General features: G+C 52.9%; 10 protein-coding genes and 1 tRNA gene. 9 read left to right on the top strand and 2 right to left on the bottom strand.

All coding sequences use genetic code 11. The annotated features are described in order from the left end of the window. Positions 1 to 1,468 precede the first annotated feature (1,468 nt). From Q0482_RS07375 to surE, 4 genes are all read left to right on the top strand, one after another. The gene (locus tag Q0482_RS07375; protein WP_299145106.1) at positions 1,469 to 5,329 is read left to right on the top strand and encodes an autotransporter outer membrane beta-barrel domain-containing protein; all 3,861 of its coding nucleotides are present in this window, start codon (positions 1,469 to 1,471) and stop codon (positions 5,327 to 5,329) included. 1,318 nt (positions 5,330 to 6,647) lie between these two features. Continuing rightward, positions 6,648 to 7,883: an efflux RND transporter periplasmic adaptor subunit gene (locus Q0482_RS07370; RefSeq protein ID WP_299145104.1), complete on the top strand. Its 1,236-nt coding sequence runs from the start codon at positions 6,648 to 6,650 to the stop codon at positions 7,881 to 7,883. Next, complete coding sequence (locus Q0482_RS07365; RefSeq protein ID WP_299145102.1) at positions 7,880 to 10,993, top strand: efflux RND transporter permease subunit; 3,114 nt, start codon at positions 7,880 to 7,882, stop codon at positions 10,991 to 10,993. The genes Q0482_RS07370 and Q0482_RS07365 overlap by 4 nt, the downstream gene beginning before the upstream one ends. Positions 10,994 to 11,142: 149 nt before the next feature. Beyond that, a complete protein-coding gene (gene surE / locus Q0482_RS07360) occupies positions 11,143 to 11,901 on the top strand; it encodes a 5'/3'-nucleotidase SurE (protein WP_299145100.1) in 759 nt (252 codons plus the stop codon). Between the two features lie 330 nt (positions 11,902 to 12,231). On the opposite strand, the gene Q0482_RS07355 is transcribed toward surE, so the two are convergent. After that, positions 12,232 to 13,065 carry a pyridoxamine kinase gene (locus Q0482_RS07355; RefSeq protein ID WP_299145099.1) on the bottom strand — a complete coding sequence of 278 codons (834 nt, stop codon included), beginning with the start codon at positions 13,063 to 13,065 and terminating at the stop codon, positions 12,232 to 12,234. 402 nt (positions 13,066 to 13,467) lie between these two features. On the opposite strand from Q0482_RS07355, the gene Q0482_RS07350 reads away from it, so the two are divergent. After that, positions 13,468 to 13,779, top strand: coding sequence for a metal-sensing transcriptional repressor (locus Q0482_RS07350; protein ID WP_296981257.1), 312 nt, complete (start codon positions 13,468 to 13,470; stop codon positions 13,777 to 13,779). A gap of 39 nt (positions 13,780 to 13,818) precedes the next feature. Then, entirely contained in the window at positions 13,819 to 16,620 is a 2,802-nt protein-coding gene (locus tag Q0482_RS07345; RefSeq protein WP_299145098.1) for a heavy metal translocating P-type ATPase, read from the top strand. A gap of 286 nt (positions 16,621 to 16,906) precedes the next feature. Here Q0482_RS07345 and Q0482_RS07340 read toward each other — a convergent pair. Continuing rightward, positions 16,907 to 16,992, bottom strand: a tRNA-Leu gene (locus Q0482_RS07340). A 798-nt stretch (positions 16,993 to 17,790) separates the two neighbouring features. On the opposite strand from Q0482_RS07340, the gene Q0482_RS07335 reads away from it, so the two are divergent. The 3 genes from Q0482_RS07335 to Q0482_RS07325 all read left to right on the top strand — a co-directional run bounded on the left by Q0482_RS07335 (position 17,791) and on the right by Q0482_RS07325 (position 19,613). After that, positions 17,791 to 17,943, top strand: coding sequence for a hypothetical protein (locus Q0482_RS07335; protein ID WP_291055342.1), 153 nt, complete (start codon positions 17,791 to 17,793; stop codon positions 17,941 to 17,943). A gap of 71 nt (positions 17,944 to 18,014) precedes the next feature. Further along, positions 18,015 to 19,265, top strand: a complete 1,251-nt coding sequence (locus Q0482_RS07330; protein ID WP_299145096.1) for an amidohydrolase — start codon at positions 18,015 to 18,017, stop codon at positions 19,263 to 19,265. Positions 19,266 to 19,268: 3 nt separating this feature from the next. Then, positions 19,269 to 19,613, top strand: a complete 345-nt coding sequence (locus Q0482_RS07325; RefSeq protein WP_299145094.1) for a hypothetical protein — start codon at positions 19,269 to 19,271, stop codon at positions 19,611 to 19,613. The last annotated feature ends 84 nt before the right edge of the window (positions 19,614 to 19,697 follow it).

The following is a 19,697-nucleotide window of genomic DNA, read 5'->3' as shown; positions in this document are numbered from 1 at the left end:
CAATCGGCGCGCTTAGTTTTTGAAAAGCTGGTCTTGACAACGGGCCCACTATACATATTTGGGTTAATACTGCCAGGCGCAATTAACGCGACAACTACTGAACATGTTAAATAACAAATGACTCTATTCGTTAAAAGCGCGCCCCCTTAGAGAAGGGGGCAGCCCAAAGGGCAGGGGATGGATGCCCCGAAGGGGCGGAATGATTAGGGATTAGCTCACATTCCGTTTTTACCGTCACGGTGATCTATCCTCCGCCTTTGGCGCGCCCCTTCTCCAAGGGGCTGCATGCTTGGGGTCAATCTCATATACAGTTCTATAAAAATTACCATATAGAATTAACCCAAATATGGTTGAGACAGGTCACTAGCTTCTAGCTGTTAGCCACTAGGAAAGCTGGTAAGCCTGCGGCGCTTCCAACAGATCCCATCAGCTATCCTCAGCCCCGTGGGCAGCGTCAATTGATAAAAGGAAGGCGCTTTGATGTGCAGTATAAGCGCCAACTTACAATTGACTCGGAGGTCCTATGTGGGCATCCTGCATAGGATGCCCAAGCCGGGCTCATTTGCGAGCATAACCTGCACATTAAGCGAGCACCTTAGAGCCCGGCCGAAGCACACTCCGCCTTCCCAAGGAAGGAGGCTAACGATCAGTGGCGAAGCCGCGAATAGGAACCCGCTTGCGTACAATCCCAAAACGGACAATTGCCTCTACACGAGGCCCCTTCCTCGGGAAGGGGCTCCCGCCAGGGTGGGGTTAGCTATAGGGTTCTGATGGGTCTGGCCCGCAGGGCCTGATCAGCTTTCCTGGCAGCTAGGGAAGCGCTGATTAATTCGCAGAGCCAGATTTCATAAGGATTTTTATGCACTGCTTCGTCATAATCCTCCTTAAATAGCTCGCTATTCGCGTCGGATTATTCCTCGCATTGCATAAAAATCCAAGAATGAAATCTGGCAACGATTTAATCAGTGCTTCCCTAGAAGCTAGCGGCTAGAAGCCCCGCATGTATGGCCGCTCACTCATCCACCGGTCCCCCGGCCCAAAGGGCCTGATGACCCAGTTGGCGGTCTATTTATGCATATTTATAAATAACATGCATTATATTTGCATAACAGGCCCAAAGGTGCTATGTCCGATTTCTATTTCCTGGTCTCGGGATTCAGACCAGAAGTCTGTATTTATCATAGTTAAACACATTATTTGTAATATTATTGTAAAATTCCTTGACAATAGCAGGGAAAAGGACTATAGTTAAACACGGTAAATCATCAGGTATATAATGCAGAAAGGAAGCGCATGAACGCTTGGAGGATTGTGGGCTTTTTTATTTTGCAGAAATAGATGAGAAGAGAGGCATGTCTTATGGAACACGAACTAGTTAAAAATAAAATCGGGGGGGGGTAGACAATCTTCTTCCCTGAGAAAGGCAAGGATCCTCCTGGCAGCCCTGGCGCTAACGGGAGCTTTTGTGGTGCCCTCCGCGGCAGAGGCGGCGGTACAGACGGCGCCTCTCGTTGTGACGGATAAGGACAAGGTCATCGATGATGATTTCAATGTGAAGGGGCATACCTATGCTACGGCCATTTATGTAGCTCCTTCTTCTACGGGAACTGTCCAGGTCAACTCCAATACGGTGCATGTGGAAAATGGAGGACAGACTCAGGAGGATACGGGGGTCATTGATACGGGCTATGGCTGGAATGGGACCCTGAATCTGAAATCCGGCATGCAGATCAGCGGGGATTTCACGGGAAATGGTATTCGAGCCAGAGGCATTCAGCTCAATGGATTCCAGCTGTTTAATGCAACCAATGATACAGGGAAACCTTATGCGGGAACGGCCCAGCTGGGAGATCATATTTCCGTGAGCCTGACAGGCAATAAGGCAACGGAAAGCGCAGGACTCTACGGTATTGAAGTGGATGGGGAAAACCTTCAGGCTGGAAGTGGACTTACTTCTAGTGTTTCTGTTCACACGGGGACATGGGGAGAAGTGTTTGGTCTGGGAGTTATCCATTATGGGAAGGCGCAGATAGGGGATAGCACTGCCATTAAGGTCAAGACGCAGGTAGATGGGGAGTCTACTCATCTTATCTCCGATGCTGTTCAAACGGTCCACAATTGGAATAACGAGACCTATGATAAACCAGCCAAAGGCCGCCAGACGCTGTCTATCGGAAAAGATGCTGTCATATCGACGGAGTTCCACAATGAAAAAAATTATACACTTACCCAAAGTGAGGCCATAGCAATACGCCTGTCCCATACAGATTTTACTTTGGGTAATGAGGCACAGATTTATGCTACGACTACAGGAACCATTGGCTCTGTGTACGGAATCTATACGGACTATCATACAAATGCAAAAATTGGTGATAATATGACCAACGTAGTCACGGCAAATGGCAGGGCCGACTTTGTGATGGGCCTGATTGCACAAAACGATGCCAATGCGGGAGAAGTGGATGAAGGAGTGGAGGATATCCTATCCATTGGCAAGAGGGGAAAGACTCTTGTTTCCTATGTGGGAGATTCAAAAAATGTAGATACACGAGGCGTGGAAAACTACGGTGCTCTTGTCAAGCTGGGAGAAGGCAATACAATTCAGGCGTCTGCCCGGAATACCGGTACCCATGGGACGGGAACCGGTGTTTATGGCATTAAGATGAACGCTGCCGGAAGGTTTGAGGCGGACCAGGGACTGCAAATCAAAGTGAATGCTGATAATGAATCTGCAGCTTATGGTATCCGGCAGGATAATGGTAGTAACACGTCCATACGAAATTATTTTACCAATACGGTTACGGCTTCTGATACAGATGAAACCTATGGTGTATTTTCCCAAAATAGTAAATTTACTATAGGAGAGGATGGCTTGAATGAGGTGCAGGCCAAAGGCAAAGCTCAGGTGGTAACTGGCGTAAAGGCGCAAAGCGATGCTAAAGCAGGAGAAGGAGACGAAGGGGGATTCATTGGAAAGAAAGGAAAGACCTTTGTCTCCTATGAAGGAGATTCAGGCAATATTGTTACACGGGGTTTAGAAAATGACGGCGCTCTCATCCATTTGGGAACGGAAAATACGATACAGGCTTCTGCCCAAAATACCGGTACCCATGGGACAGGAGCCAGTACCTATGGAATCAAGATGGATAATTCCGGCAGGATGGAAGCGGAGCAGGGACTGCAAGTGAATGTGAATGCTGTCAATGAAACGCTGGCTTTTGGTATCCGGCAGAATAACAGCAGTACTACAGACATACAGGACCATTATGTTAGTACCGTTCAAGCTTCTGATACAAATGAAGTGTATGGTGCATTATCTGTAAACAGTAAATTAGCTATAGGGGATCATAGCCTGAATAAAGTACAGGTGAAGGGGCAAGCACCTTATTTTTGGATTGCAGGATATGATATTGAAGGAAAGATGGCAGATGGATCTTTGAATCTCAAGCTAGAAAATCAGTCTCACACTGTGGTGTCTTATGATGGAGACACATCTTCCAATGTGCAGCTTTTTGGCCTCTATAACAACGCCCTTTCCCAGATTGGCGATGATGCTTCCATTTCTGTCTCTGCTCCTGCTTTGTCCAATGGTTATGTTTATGGCATTTACAATCTGTACGGCACCACCGAATTGGGAGATGGCGCTTCCGTCCTGCTCGATACCACGGCCGTCCAAAATGCAGCTGTCTTTTCTGCGGCGAAGGGCAATGTGCTCTTTGACGGCGGCATGAAGGTGCAGACCGGCGAAGACCAGGATGCCCTTTCTGCCAAAGCGGAAGGTTCCATTACGGCTCTTGGAGAAGGTACGAAGCAGATTTACGGGAACCTGCTAAGTATGGGCAGCGGCACCATCAATCTGAAACTGGATACGGCCGACTCCCTGCTGCGGGGTAAATCAGCGGTGGAAAGTGGCAAGAATCTTTCCGGCGTCCTGACAGAAGGCACCACCAATCTCACCCTTGCCAACGGTGCCCGGTGGGACATGACTGCTGATAGTACGGTAACATCACTGCTCCACAATAATGGCGGCGTTGTGAATATGGAATACAACCCGCACTACGAACATCTGGATGTGGGAAGTTACAGCGGGAATGGCGGTATTTTCCGCATGAAGTCGGATCTTGGGCAGGATAACAAGTCCGGTTTCGGAGACAAAGTCCATATAGACTCTTCTGCAGCCGGCGCTTCCGGGAAGATCCAGGTCCATGATGAGAGTTTCCTCACCGGCCAGGAAGTGACGGGGGAGAAGCATGAGCTCATGATCACCGATGACAGCGGGAAGGCCACCTTCACCGGACTCACCTTGGACGATGGGGGCCTCTGGGACGTGACGCCCACCATCCAGAACGGCAAGTATGTCCGTGAGGTGATGGGCTATGGCGATGCGAAGGATACGGAATGGTACCTGACGAAACTGCAGAGGACCATTAACCAGAGCACGAAGACCCTCCTCCATGCCACCGACAACACCTACGCCCTCTACCGGAATTCCATCGACACCCTCCGCCAGCGGATGGGGGAGCTCCGGTTCCGGGATAAGAAGGAAGACGTATCCGGCCTCTGGGCCCGGGATACCCACGGCGCCTACAGCGGCGACGGGGTGTACAGCAAGTACAACCGCCTCCAGCTGGGCTATGATTACGCGGCGAACCGGAAGAGCATCTACGGCTTCCTCTTCGAACGGGGCATCGGCAACCCGCGGTATGAAAACGGCAGCGGCAAGGACCACACCTTCGCCGGCGCCCTCTACGGCACCTGGTTCGGCGACTGCGGCTCCTACACCGACGTGGTAGCGAAAGTGGGCCGGGACGATACCACCCTTCACAGCTACGGAGAATGGCCGGACAGCGCCTCCTTCCGGACAAGGGAAGAAAGCCTGTCCATCGAGTACGGCAGGACCCATACCTTAAATAAAAAAGGCCTCTTCCTGGAACCCCAGGCCCAGGTTGTCTTCGGCCACCTGGACAGCAAAGACTACACCACCGGCCGGGGCAAGACAGTCCACATGGACAGTTTCAACAGCGCCATCGGACGGCTTGGCATCCTCCTGGGACAGAGAAAGACAGAAGGAAACCATCCCTTCGATTACTACGCCAAATTCTCGGTGCTCCATGAATTCGGCGGAAACCGGGACTACTACCTCACCGCCCCGGATGGAGAAACCATGACGACAAGCATGGACTACCGGGACACCTGGTACGAAGCGGGCTTCGGCGGCACCTACCGCATCAACGGCAGCACCTGCCTCTACGCTGATGGAGAAAGAGAATTCGGCGGCACCTGGAACAGGAAATGGCAGTGGAACGTGGGGATTCATTGGACGTTTTGAGAAAAGCAGAGTTGAGATTTGAGAGTTGAGTCCCCGCGGCTTTGCCGCAAACTTGCGCCCCCTCTCAGGCGAGAGTCCTGCATAGGACTCGAGATGCGCATGTCCTGCATAGGACATGCGAGCCAGCCGTAAGTTGGCACTTTTACTGCCCATTAAAGTGCCTTCCTTTTGTCGGCTGGCCGACCAATCAAAGTTGGCGCCTAGCCTGCCCATTAAGGCGCCTTCCTTTTGTGATTGACCCGGTGGAGAGGGCCACGAAGTGGCGCGGGGGTTACTGAACGTTTTAAGGAAGCACTGATTAAATCGTTGTCAGATTTCATTCTTGGATTTTTATGCAATGCGAGGAATAATCCGACGCGAATAGCGAGCTATTTAAGGAGGATTATGACGAAGCAGTGCATAAAAATCCTTATGAAATCTGACTCTGCGAATTAATCAGCGCTTCCTTAATACCGATAGCACACCCCTCTCGCTGCGCTCGCGTCGCCCCGGTGGGAAGCGACTCACTACGATTTGCGCGTCGCTAACGCTCCTCCAAATCGTGTTCGCTGCCACCTCAAGGGGACAAGGAATCCAGCGGCTGCGCCGCAGATCCATTAACCTCCCCTCTTTAGAGGGGAGGGGGCCCCGTTAGCGGTGGAGGGGTGGCCGCCGAAGGCGGCTGGACGGATGCGGGAAAACGGTGGGAGCGACTTCAGCGAGAGCCCCCTCCGTCTGGTCACAAAAGGAAGGCACTTTAATGTGCAGAAAAAGCGCCAACTTTGACCAGACTTGAACATCCTATGCAGGATGTTCACTCTGCGGGCACCTCCCCCATAGATGGGGGAGGTTATATCAGCAGATAAAAACAGCAGCATTTCTTAGGGGCTGCTGTTTTTATTATGCCAATTTCAGTATTGCGAGATGTTGGTTAGATTTGCATTGCACGTTTACGGGTATAGTCATAGTGGCTCAAGTGACTCAGGTGGCTCAGGGGATGGTGTGCCGCATCAAATTATATAGCGGCACAGATTATGTATTTCGCGGCTCCGCCGCCGGTTACAATACTTGCGGCGCTATATGAATTGTGCGCCGCACCTTCCCCTCGCCCGCAGGGCGTCCCCCTTGAGCCCCCTGAGCCACCTCCGCCACTATGACTGAAATCGCAAACATGCAAATGAACATCTGCCCATTAGCTCGCAATACCGCAAAAGGATGATTGGGCCATCCCTGTAAAAACTTCCGGTACTCTATGATTTGTATGCCTCAACTCTCATGGTCCGGTGTATAATAAAGATAAAAATGCAGTTTGGAATACGGCTGCATCTGGGAGGGCCCTATGGAGAGAGTGCGGCTTCATTCTGCAAAATGGAAAACGATTCTTTGGCTATGTATCCTCATTGTCCTGTTTGGGGGCATTTATTTCTATACCCATCGCAGCTCCCAAAGCGGTAAGAAACTTTCCGGCCGTCCCGGGGTGACGGTGGAGACTATGGAGCGGAAGGATATGATGAAGCGGGTGGTGCTGTCCGGGGAGACGGTGCCGAAGGCTTCGGTGGATATTTCGCCCAAGTATGCCGGCCGCATTGCGTCTATTAACGTGGACCTGGGGGACCATGTGGAGGCAGGGGATGTGCTTCTTACCCAGGATACGAAGGATATTTCCTTGTCCCTGGCGGCGAACCGGGCGGGCAGCGAGCAGGCTGCTGCCGATGCGGTGGAGAGCCGGTCTTCCTATGATGCGGGCACCATGAAGGCGCAGAGTGACTATGACAATGCCCTCACTACCTATGAGCGGTATGAGACCCTTTTCGGTGAAGGGGCGGTGTCCCGGCAGGAACGGGATGACAAGTACCGGGCCATGATGGAGGCCAAGGCAGCCCTGGAGAGTCTCACGGGCCAGGATGTGGGCGGCATTCCGGCGGTGATTGCCAGCAAGGAGGCGGCCGCATCGAAGGCGCAGTATACGGCGGACGCCCTGGCGGCCCAGAAGGAGGATATGACCATCCTGTCCCCCGTTTCCGGTACCATCGGCTACCGGAATGCGGAAGCAGGGGAATGGGCATCGGCAGGACAGAAGCTCCTGACCGTGGTGGATAACAGCAGCCTCTACATGGACTGCGCCGTGGCGGAGCAGGATATCGGGGCGCTCCGGGAAGGCATGGCGGTATCGGTGTCTATTGACTCTTTGGGCAAAGAGATAGAAGGTACCATTTCCTACATCAGCCCTGCCCTGGACGCTGCGAGCCATTCCTACAAGGTGCGGATTCTCCTTTCGGGAGGAGCCGACGGCCTGCGGGGCGGTCTCTTTGGCCGGAGCGAGGTGACGGCCCTGGAACGGAAGGATGCCATATACCTTCCCAAGGAGGGGGTCCTTGATAACAACGGGAAGAAATACGCCTTCCTGGTGGATGAAAACCATAAGGTGAAAAAGGTGGAGGTCACCACGGGTCTCTACAATGATGAGGATGTGGAAATCGTGAAGGGCATTGCCCCCGGCGACCACGTGGCGGTGACCAATATTTCCAAACTGAAGGACGGTATGACCGTGGATATCGAGGGAGGCAGTGTATGAACCGGTTCAATATGACCCGCTACTCCGTCACCCATCCCATCGGCATCGTGATGATCGTCCTCTTCTTTGTCACCCTGGGTCTTTACAGCTATTACCGCATGGGGGTGGAGCTTTACCCTAAAATCAATACGCCCTATGTGGTGGTGAGCGTCACTTACAGCGGCGCCGATGCGGAGTCTGTGGAGCAGCAGATTACAAAGCCTGTGGAGGATGCCCTTTCCTCCGTGTCCAATGTGAAGCACATTACTTCCAAATCAAGAACCGGGCGGTCCCAGGTGACACTGGAGCTGAACTTTGACGCCGACGTGGACGCGGCGGCGGTGGATGCATCCCAGAAGGTCAATGCCATCAGGAAGAGCCTTCCGGATGACGCCGATGATCCGGTGGTGGAAAAGAGAGATATGGACGCAGCGCCTATCCTGGATCTGGCGCTGGTGTCCTCCCATCCCCTGGATGAAATGTACTCCCTGGCCGACAACACTCTGGTCAACGATTTCACCAAGGCCGACGGCGTGTCGGATGTAGAACTTTCCGGCGGCAGGGACAGGGAAATTGCCGTAAAGGTAGACCGGGACAAACTGGCCTACTACGGCGTTTCCATGGATGATATCATTACCGCCCTGAAAAGGGAAAACAAGCTGGCTCCTGCCGGCTCTTCCTATACGGACCGGCGGCAGACCCAGATCCGTCTTAATGCCCAGTACCATTCGGTGGAGGACATCAAGAAAATCCATCTCACCGCAGGAAACGGCGATTCCATTCCCATCACCGCTCTGGGAGATGTGGTGCGGGAAGATAAGAAAGTGTCCCGTTATGCCCGGATTAACGGACAGGATGCCATCGGGATTTCCATTTATAAAAACAGCAACGCCAATCTGGTTTCCACCTCTGACGCCGTTATGACGGTACTGGAGCAGCTGAAGAAGGAATACCCGGACTATCAGTTTATCGTGGTCAACGATTCTGCCGCCTATGTAAGGACTGCCCTTCACAATACCCTGGGCACCCTGGTGGAAGGCCTCTTCACCACAGGCTTGGTGCTATTCCTCTTCCTCAGGGGCTGGCGGTCTGCGGCGGCGGTTATGATTGCCATTCCCACCTCCCTCATTGCCTCTTTCTTTGCCATGTACCTGGCAGGCTTTACCTTCAACATGATGTCCCTCATGGGCATGACCCTCTGTATCGGCATCCTGGTGGATGACTCCATCGTGGTTTTGGAAAATATCCACCGCCATCTGGCAAAGGGGGAAAGGCCGGAGGAGGCGGCGGTAAATGGCCGTATGGAAATCGGCATGGCGGCCATTGCCATTACCCTCTGCGACGTGGTGGTATACCTTCCTATTGCCTTCATGTCCAGCATGACCGGCCAGTTCTTCCGGCAGTTCGGCCTGACCATCGTCTTTGCCTCCCTCTTTTCCCTTTTCATTTCCTTCACCCTGACCCCCATGCTGGCCTCCCGCTTCTTCAAAAAAGGACTCACTGTGCCGGATACAAAGCTCTGGCGGGCGGTGGACAAATGGGAAAAGGGAGTGCAGGATTTCTACGGCGAAGCCCTGCACTGGAGCTTTTTCCATAAGAAGAAGCTTCTGGCAGGCACCGCTTTGTCCCTCTCCCTCTTTACGGCCATGGTGCCCCTGGGCATTATAGGCAGGGAATACATGCCCCGCACCGACGAGAGCGGTTTTAATGTGCAGATCAAGCTGCCCACCGACGCCAGCGTGGAGCGTACCGATAAGGTCACCACCCAGCTGGAGGATTATCTGTCCCAGGTGCCGGAGGCCTCCTACTATATGGCCATGGTAGGCGGCGGCACCGGCGTCAATTCCGGCCGTATCCGGGTTTCCCTGGAAAAACGAGAGGACCGGAGCCGTTCTATCTGGGAAATTACCGATGAAATGAGAAACTGGATTTCCCAAAACATTCATGACGGCGACGTGCGGATCAAGGAAGACCAGGCCTCTGTGTCCGGCACCTCCGGCGGCGGTCTGGGCCAGGGCGGCGGCGCCTTCCGTCTGGAGCTTCGGGGCAACAATATGCAGGACCTCATTGCCGCTTCAGAAAAGGCTGAAAATATGCTGAAAAACGGGGACTACGGCGTCACCGATGTGAGCTCCACCTACCAGGAGGGACTGCCGGAACTCTCCATCATCCCGGACAGGGATAAGCTCAAGTACTACGGTGTTACCGTAGGAAGCCTCTATGACACCCTGTCTTCCGCCATCAGCGGCAGCGGCGGAGGCGTCCTTCCCAACGACGTGAAGAATAACGGCAACGATACGGACATCAATGTCTATTTCAACGGCGGCGAGTCCTACAGAAAATCGGATCTGGCAGCCATTCCGGTGGAAACGAAAAAAGGCATGGTTCACATATCCGATGTGGCTGAGATCAAAGATGAAGAAGGGCCTATTACCATCAACCGCACCGACAAGCAGCGGTCCATCATTATCGGCGGCAATCCCGGCAGCCGTCCCTTAAGCCAGGTCATCAGCCAGGTCACCGACGACCTGAATGAGGCAGGACTGCCCCAGTCCGTCAGCTTCCGCTTCTCCGGACAGGCGGACAGCATGAATGAAAGCTTCCGGGAACTCCTGGGAGCCCTCCTCATGGGCATGGTGCTGGTCTACATGATTCTATCCGTGCTCTATGAGTCCGCCAAGACATCCTTCATCCGCATGTTTTCCCTGCCCTTCGGCCTCATCGGCTCCCTTTTCTTCCTCTTCCTCATGAATGATTCCCTTAACATTTACTCCATGATCGGTATTATCGTCATGGACGGCGTGGTGGCGAAAAACGGCACCCTCCTTCTGGATTATACCTTAACCCTCATGCACACAAAGGGCATGAATCCAAAAGATGCGGTGATAGAAGCGGGAAAGACAAGGCTCCGTCCTATCCTCATGACCACCTTCACCATGATTGTAGGCATGCTGCCTACGGCCCTGGCGGTGACGGCGGGGGCGGAAACAAGAAGCTCCATGGCCTGGGTCATTATAGGCGGCCTTCTCACCTCCACCATCTTCACCCTTCTCGTCATGCCCATGATTTTCCTTTTCTTTGAAAACCATTCCTTCTTTCATTTCCTGAAAAAGGAAGCAGCAGGGAAATAGGATAGCGAAATGATTTTCCCGGGAAATGGACTTCCCGGGATTTTCTATTTTCCTATAAGAGAGACTTCACAAAAGATATATAGAATCTTTTCAATTTATATGATAAAATAAAAGGGATGAGATTTTATTTTTTAGAAATCAGGTGAACTATGCACATTTTTATGACTAACGATGACGGATTCGAGTCTCCCGGACTGATTGAAATGGCAAAGAAACTGTCCGCTTTAGGCCGGGTCACCGTCATTGCACCGAACCGGGGCAGAAGCTCCTGCTCCTCTTCCCTGTCCCTTCAGACCTACCTCCGTATGTGGCACAAGGAAAGCTATGGAGACAATATTTCCGTCCTTTCCTGCAACGGCACCACCGCCGACTGCTGCAAGCTGGCCCTGGAACACTGGCTCAGGAACGATATGCCGGATCTGGTGGTATCAGGTATCAATAACGGCTACAACAGCGGCACCGACTGCCTTTACAGCGGCACCGTAGCCGGCGCGCTGGAAGGGGCGGTCTTCGGCATTCCCTCCATGGCCATTTCCGCAGAAACCATTAAGGATAAGGAGTTTCTGGAAGAGGCATCCTCCTTTGCCTTGGAAGTGGTAAAGAAATATTTCGTAGATGAAAAATACAAAGGCACCCTGAGCCTCAACATGCCGAAGGAGGGAAAGGGACTTTCCTTTGCAAATCTGAAAGTGGCAAAGCTGGGAGTGCAGCGCTATGAAAACGCCATCCGTGAAATGAAGGATCCCTCGGGCCACCTGGGCTTCTGGCTTTCCGGAAAAATGCTGCCCGATGCAGCGCCGGACACCGACGTTTTCTGGATTCACCGCGGCTATCCTACCCTGACGCCCCTGACCTGGAACATGACGGACCGGGATGCTTTGGAAAAAGTGAGAGCTTCCATCCAATAAAAAAGTATTAAAAAAACAGCCCTCGGGCTGTTTTTTTAATGGCTTTTTTTCGTGGGACAGGGAACCTTGCCCACCCTTGCGTCTTCCAACTATGGGTACAAGTGGGATGCCTTCCAACGGGGCAGAGGGGGACCGCGAAGCGGTGGAAGGGGGCCGACTGAAAGGCGGCACTATAAAACTGCGGCGAAGCCGCCACCACAACCCTCAGCCCGTCAGGGCTGTCGCCCCCTGAGCGAAGCGATACACAACCCGCCGCCATTAGGCGGCCACAACCCTCGGGGCGCAGCCTCGTCAACCCTCACACCGCAGGTGTGTCCAAAGGCGAAGAAATCAGTTCTCCCAGAGCTTGTGCAGGCAGGGTTCCACCTGCACCCCTTCCCGGTAATCACTGCCCTGCTCATAGGTGTATTCGATGGCGTAGGACAGGAAGGAGGCTGCTTTCTTCACAGCGTCCGCCAGGCTCTTACCCTGAAGGAGGGCGCCTGTTACTACGCTGGTGAAAAGATCGCCAGTGCCGCAGGTGGCAAAAGGAATGCGTTTGACCTTGTAGTCAGTGTAGGTGCCTTCGTTGGCATCAAAGCAGGCAATGCGGATGGTGTCATTATCCGATGGCACACTGGTAATAACCACCTGCCGGGGCCCTTTGGCGGCGAGTTCATGGGCAATGGAAAGAAGTTCATCGGTAGTGACCGGCTTATCTTCATAGGGCCTATCCGTCAGAAGGCAGGCCTCCGTATAATTTGGCGTCACCACTGTGGCAGCACTGATGAGTTTCTTCATTTCCGGCACAATGTCCGGCTTGAAAACGGGATAGAGCTTTCCATCATCCGCCATAGCCGGGTCCACCACTACCAGCGTATCCTTCCCGGCAAAACGGGAAATGGCGTCAAGCACTACAGCAATCTGCCCGGCATCTGCCAGAAAACCGCTGTAAATGGCATCATAGGAAAGACCCAGCTTCTGCCATTTATCCATAAATTCCTTCATATGAGGTGTGAAATCGGAAAAGGTGAAATCACCGTAGGTGAGATTATTACTGAAAATGGCAGTGGGGAAGGGATTCACCTGGAACCCCATGGCGGAAATCACCGGCAACGCCGCCGTAAGAGAGCAGCGCCCGAAAGCGCATAAATCATGAATGGCGAGAACGCGTTTAGTAGACATAGTTACCTCCTGTTAAGATGGAATACCTGTATTGTACCTGTCTTCTGGATATTCGTAAATCACCAAATTATAAAGAAAAGATATGACCAGAAATGTCGGCTGCCGGCTGTCGTCTATCCGCTGTCCCATGACCGCTGTTCGCTTACCGGTGTGGGCCTTCCCGCCTCCCGCTGTTATCCTGAGCGAAGGATTTCGGTACATGGCACTTATGAAACATTCGTCAATAAATACTCGTCGGCGGGAAGGCACCGATTATGAGTTAATCTGCAGACCAATCTCCAATCCCCAATCCCCATTCCCCATTCCACTGTCTCACTGCCCCCTTGACAGGGGACCCCAGGGGGGTGTAGTATTATAGCCGTTAAAGGTAAAAGATAAGAATTCTCAATAAGTGAGGCTATTATGAGCGAAGAAAAAGAAATGGAAAACTGCGAATGCCGTCATACCCAGAGGACGGAGAAGGAAAGAAAAATCCTGATGACCAGGCTGAAGACGGTGGAAGGCCAGATCCGGGGCATTGAAAAAATGGTAGAAAACGACGCCTACTGCCCTGACATCGTCATGCAGGTATCTGCCGTCACCAATGCGCTGAACAGTTTCAACAAGCTCCTCCTTGCCGCCCACATCCGGGGCTGCGTTACCGAAGATATCCGGGAAGGCAAAGAAGACAAGGTGGATGAGCTCTGCAGTATGCTGCAGAAAGTGATGAAATAAAAATTTCATCTGTCAAAATCATAGAAAGATGGTGATAGAATGAGTGAAAATAAATGCCAGTATATGGTCACCGGCATGACCTGCGCCGCCTGCCAGGCCCATGTGGAAAAGGCGGTGAGCAAAGTGCCGGGGGTGGACAGCGTCACTGTGTCCCTCCTCACCAATTCCATGTCCGTAGCAGGCAGCGCACCGGCCGCTGCCGTGGTGAAGGCGGTGGAGCAGGCCGGCTACGGGGCAAAGCCCATGGGTGAGGCATCCGGCCGCCAGTCAAAGCTGGAAGCGGAGAAGGAAGCTCTGGAGGACCATGAAACGCCGAAGCTCAAAAGACGGCTTCTCCTTTCCCTCATTTTCCTTTTCATCCTCATGTACTTTACCATGGGCCACAATATGCTGGGACTTCCGGTGCCGTACTTCCTGAATCATAACCATCTGGGCCTTGCCCTGACCGAAATGATTCTCGCTCTTATTGTGATGGCCGTGAACCGTGCCTTCTTCATATCGGGATTCAAATCCCTTTTCCACGGCAGTCCCAATATGGATACCCTGGTAGCCCTGGGCTCCTCCGTATCCTTCCTCTGGTCTCTCTATGTTTTCTACAAAATGACCTGGCTCATAACGGAAGGGGCATCGAATATGGCCATTATGCCCCTCTTCCATGATCAGCTTTACTTTGAGTCCGCCGCCATGATTCCCGCCCTCATTACGGTGGGAAAACTGCTGGAGTCCATTTCCAAAGGCCGTACCACCGACGCCCTGAAAAGCCTCATGAAAATCGCGCCGAAAACGGCCAGAGTAGAAAGGGAGGGGAAGGAAATCCTCATTCCGGTGGAAGAGGTAGCCAGAGGAGACATTTTCCTCGTGAAGCCCGGCGAATCAGTGCCGGTGGACGGTGAAATCATGGAAGGAGAAACGGCGGTGGACGAATCCGCCCTGACCGGCGAATCGGTGCCGGTGGATAAGAAACCGGGAGACCGGGTGAGCGCCGCCACCATGAACACCAATGGTTTTATCCGCGCCCGGGCCCTCCGGGTAGGGGAAGATACCACCTTCGCCCAGATTATCAGCATGGTGAGCGACGCCGCCGCCACCAAGGCCCCCATTGCCCGCATTGCAGATAAGGTATCCGCTGTCTTCGTTCCGGCGGTGATTCTCATTGCCATTCTTGTCTTTGCTGTATGGATTGTGCTGGGAGCTCCCGTATCCACCGCCCTGGAATACGCCATCTGCGTCCTCGTCATTTCCTGCCCCTGCGCCCTGGGCCTCGCAACCCCTGTGGCCATTATGGTAGGAAACGGCATGGGAGCAAAAAACGGCATCCTTTTCAAAACCAGCGAAGCCCTGGAAAACGCAGGGAAGATTGACATCGCCGTCATGGATAAAACAGGCACCATTACAGAAGGAAAACCCCAGGTCACCCATATCGTTCCGGCGGAAGGAGTGACGGGAAAAGAACTTCTGGAAAAAGCCTACACCCTGGAAATGAAATCGGAGCACCCGCTGGCCCGGGCTGTCGTTTCCTATGGAAATGAAAAGGGAGTAGAAGCGCTGCCCCTCACCGATTTCAAAATCCTTTCCGGCCACGGCCTGGAAGGCACCTGCCACGGCAAAAAACTTTCCGGCGGCTCCGGCGCCTATATTTCCACCATCGCTTCCATGGGAAATATGAAGAATAAAGCGGAAAAGCTGGCAGAAGAAGGCATGACACCCCTCTTCTTTGCAGAAGAAGGAAAGATCCTGGGCCTCATCGCCGTGGCTGATGTAATCAAGAAAGACTCTGCAGAAGCCATCAGGCAGCTGAAACACATGGGCATCCAGGTGGTCATGCTCACCGGCGACAACGAAAAGACCGCCGCCGCCATGGCGAAAAAGGCAGGCGTGGATCACGTGATTGCCGGCGTCCTTCCTGACGGCAAGGAAGCGGTAATCAAAAAACTGCAGGCCTATGGCAGAGTGGCCATGGTAGGCGACGGCATCAACGACGCCCCGGCCCTCATGAAGGCCGACACGGGCATTGCCATCGGCGCCGGCACCGACGTGGCCATCGACTCCGCCGACATTGTCCTTATGAACTCCCGCTTAACCGACGTCGCCGCCGCCGTGCGCCTGTCCCGGGCAGTCCTCAGGAATATCCATGAAAACCTGTTTTGGGCCTTTGCCTACAACCTGCTCCTTATCCCCCTGGCCGCCGGCCTCTATCCCGGCGTTCAGATGAATCCCATGTGGGGTGCCGCCGCCATGTCCCTCTCCAGCTTCACCGTATGCATGAACGCCCTCCGTCTTAACCTCTTCCCTGTCCACGATGCGTCCCATGACCGGAAGAAAAAGACAAGAGCCATGCCGGACTGGAAGGAGATTTCCGGAAACAGCGCGACAAAGGGAGAAGAAGCGATTCCTAAAGAAAACAGGGCGGAAGTACTGGTGGAAGGCATGATGTGTGAAAACTGCGAAAACCACGTGAAAAAAGCCCTGGAATCCCTGCCCTTCATCAAAGAAGCCAAAGCGGACCATACCACAGGCCGCGTATCCATTACATACAGCTCACAACCCGACGAGGCCGCCATGAAAGAAGCGCTGGCCAAGGCGGATTATGAATATAAAGGCATCACATTTCCAAAGGAGGAAACAAACATGAAAGAAACAGTTAAAATCGAAGGCATGATGTGTAATCATTGCGAAATGGCAGTGAAAAAAGCACTGGAAGCCCTGGACGGAGTGGAAAAGGCCGACGTATCCCACGAAAAAGGCACCGCCGTCCTCACCCTGGACAAGGCAGTGGCTGACGGAGATATTAAAAAAGCCATCGAAGACAAAGACTACACCTTCGTAGGCATTGAAAAATAAAGGAAATAGGAAAAAGGGGCTGTGAAAAAATGATTTACATTTTTTCACAGCCCCTTTTTTATACAGAAATTCTCACGGAAATTGGCCAAATGACAGTCCGCTTCCTGCCTCTACGTTATTTCGAGCGATGCTGCATGTGGTTATGGATGATCATGCCTTTTGTTCTATTGAGACTCTGAGTCCCGCAATCTTCTGCTGCCATGCTGCCTGTACGATTGAGAAGTGATATTTTTTCATGTCTTCTTGGGAGACAAGAAAAAACCAGCCTGCAAAGCAAGCTGGTTTTTGGTGCCGGAGGCGGGACTTGAACCCGCACGATGTTGCCATCGCCAGATTTTGAGTCTGGTGCGTCTGCCATTCCGCCACTCCGGCATATCGGTAATTATTTTATCATATGGAATCATGTATCGTCAATGAAAAAGTGGGAGTATAAGTGGGAGAGTGGGAGGAGGTAAGTGGGACAGTGGGAAAGTAGGATAGTGAGACAGTGGGGATGGAGGCAGGAAGGAGAGAGCGTAACGTAGTCTGACGTCTGATTTCTGACGTCTAACGTCTAATCTACGCCCTTATCTTCCGTCGCCTGCGGCGACACCCGCTGGCCGGGCTTTAAGGTGTTCGCTTTGTGTGTGCACAGCGAACTGGATTTGTAGGGGAGCGTAGCGACCTGAAAATCCAGTGAGTCGTTCCCCTGTGGGGCAGGCTATGCTCATATATTAGCCCGGCTCAGAAATCCTCTGCAGGATTTCTGCCTTCCTAAGGAAGGAGGCTCTGGCACTACGCCATGCAGCACTTGTAAAATAAAAGTAAATCCCGTAACGTAGGCTCCTTTCTCAGAAAGGAGCTGGGCGAAGCCCTGAGGAACACCGAAAAGTCAAGAGATACTTTATGCATCACATTAGGCCCCTCTGGGGCCTCGGCTTTTCTACGAAAAGCCTGCTATCCTCCGTCGCCTACGGCGACACCTCCTTCCAAAGGAAGGAGGCTAAAAACTGCGGCGGAGCCGCCACCATAACCCTCGCGGCCGAAGGCCGCGTCAAACTTAAGAACCCTCCGGCCCGGAGGGCCGGTCAATCTTAAGAACCTTTCAGCGCCCAAGGGGCGCTGAACTCTTTTGAACCTCTTGTCCCGCTGTGTTATGATGGATGTATCCTTTTCAAGGGAGATGAGAATGTGAATATAAAGCTGGTGCTGCTGGGGCTTCTGGCCTTGTTCAGTCTGTATCGTTTGTATGAACATAATGATTTCATGACGCTCTGTGCCACGGTGATTGTGGTGGCGGCTTTTGTGCTGTCGGCTCTTCATCTGTGGCGCCGGCGGGAGTAATATTCTTTTGGGAGACATGGTTCATCTCATGAATCGTGCTGACCGAAGGTTTTGTAAAGGAGGGGTTTCTTTTGCATTGCAGAGAGTTGGCTGAAAAGGAAAGGGACACGGTGATTTCACTGCGCCGCCATTTCCATGAAAATCCTGAGCTTTCCCAGAAAGAGTTCAAGACCATGGATTTCATTGAGAAGTTCCTTCATGATCTTGGCATTGAAACGGTACGGGTGCCTCATGGCGGGGTATTCGGTTTTATTGACAGCGGGAAACCGGGCTGGACGGTGCTCATGCGGGCGGATATCGACGCTCTTCCCATCAGAGAAGACCCCGAGAATCTGTCAAAGGAGAGGGTGTGCATTTCCAAAAACGAGGGGGTTATGCATGCCTGCGGCCATGACGGTCATATGGCCATGCTCTTGACGGAGGCCAAAATTCTTTCTCTTCATAAGGATGAATGGGAAGGGAAAGTGGTGCTCATGTTTGAGGAAGCGGAGGAAATGGGGGAAAGGGGTATTGCGCCTATGCTCCGGTATCTCCGCGACCATCATATCCATGTGGATACCTGTTTCGGCACCCATGTGAAATGGGATCTGCCGGCGGGGAAGGTGGGCATTCTTTACGGCACCACCATGGCCGGCGCTTATTTCTTCCGCGTCAAGCTCCACGGGAAGAGCGGCCACGGTTCCCGGCCTGATATGGCGGTGAGCCCCATCGAATGCTTTGTTTCCATTGCTTCCGAGCTCCGTTCCTATCGCATGCGGGTAACGGCGCCCACAGACAGTTTCACCTATTCCTTCGGTTCTGTGGAGGCGGGCCATGAACCGAATATCATCCCTTCGGAGCTCATGTTTGCAGGCACTGCCCGGTGCACGAAGAATGAGGATGGCCTGGCTTTCCGTAAGACTCTTTTGGAAGTGACGAAGAATACGGCTGCCCTTCACGGCTGCACGGTGGAAGTGGTGGAGGACCAGTATTTCCCGGTCACCGTGAATACGAAGGAATGCGTGGATCTGGCGAGAAAAGCAGTTACAGAACAGCTGGGAGAAGGGGCTGTGGACAAAGACTGCCCCATGTGGATGGCTACGGAGACTTTCTCCATTACCGAATCCACCTGGCCGGGGGTGTTCTTCTTCACCGGCATTTATGACAAAGACGTGGGAAGCGGAAGCCCCCACCACACGCCGAAATTCGATATCGCCGAAGAAGGCCTGGTCACCGGCGTGGCAGCGGCCCTCTCCTATGTGACGGCGGTGCTGAAGGAAAAGCCGGCGTGCCCGTCCTTCCATGCCGTGGATCTGGAAAGCATGCTGCAGCTGACGGAATGATTTATGAAAAAGGCTTTGAGGAAATGGACATCGTTTTCTCAAAGCCTTTTTTGTGCTTATAAGGTTTCACGTCCGGCATGGGACGATGTGCATCATCTCAACAGGAAACGATTGGCGAACAGTTTCCTGTGCGGCATGGGACGATGTGCATCATCTCAACAGGAAACTATTGGCGAACAGTTTCCTGTGCGGCATGGGACGATGTGCATCATCTCAGCAGGAAACGATTGGCGAACAGTTTCCTGTGCGGCATGGGACGATGTGCATCATCTCAACAGGAAACGATTGGCGAACAGTTTCCTGCCCGGCATGGGAGCAATGTGCATCATCTCAGTAGGAAACGATTAGCGAACAGTTTCCTGTCCGGCGTGTGAACAATGTGCATCATCTCAACAGGAAACGATTGGCGAACAGTTTCCTGCCCGGCATGGG

The sequence above is a fragment of the uncultured Dialister sp. genome, from assembly GCF_937959425.1.
Classification (GTDB): Bacteria; Bacillota; Negativicutes; order Veillonellales; family Dialisteraceae; genus Dialister.
Note: the sequence above shows the minus strand (reverse complement) of the source record. Positions and strands in the feature narration are given on the sequence as shown.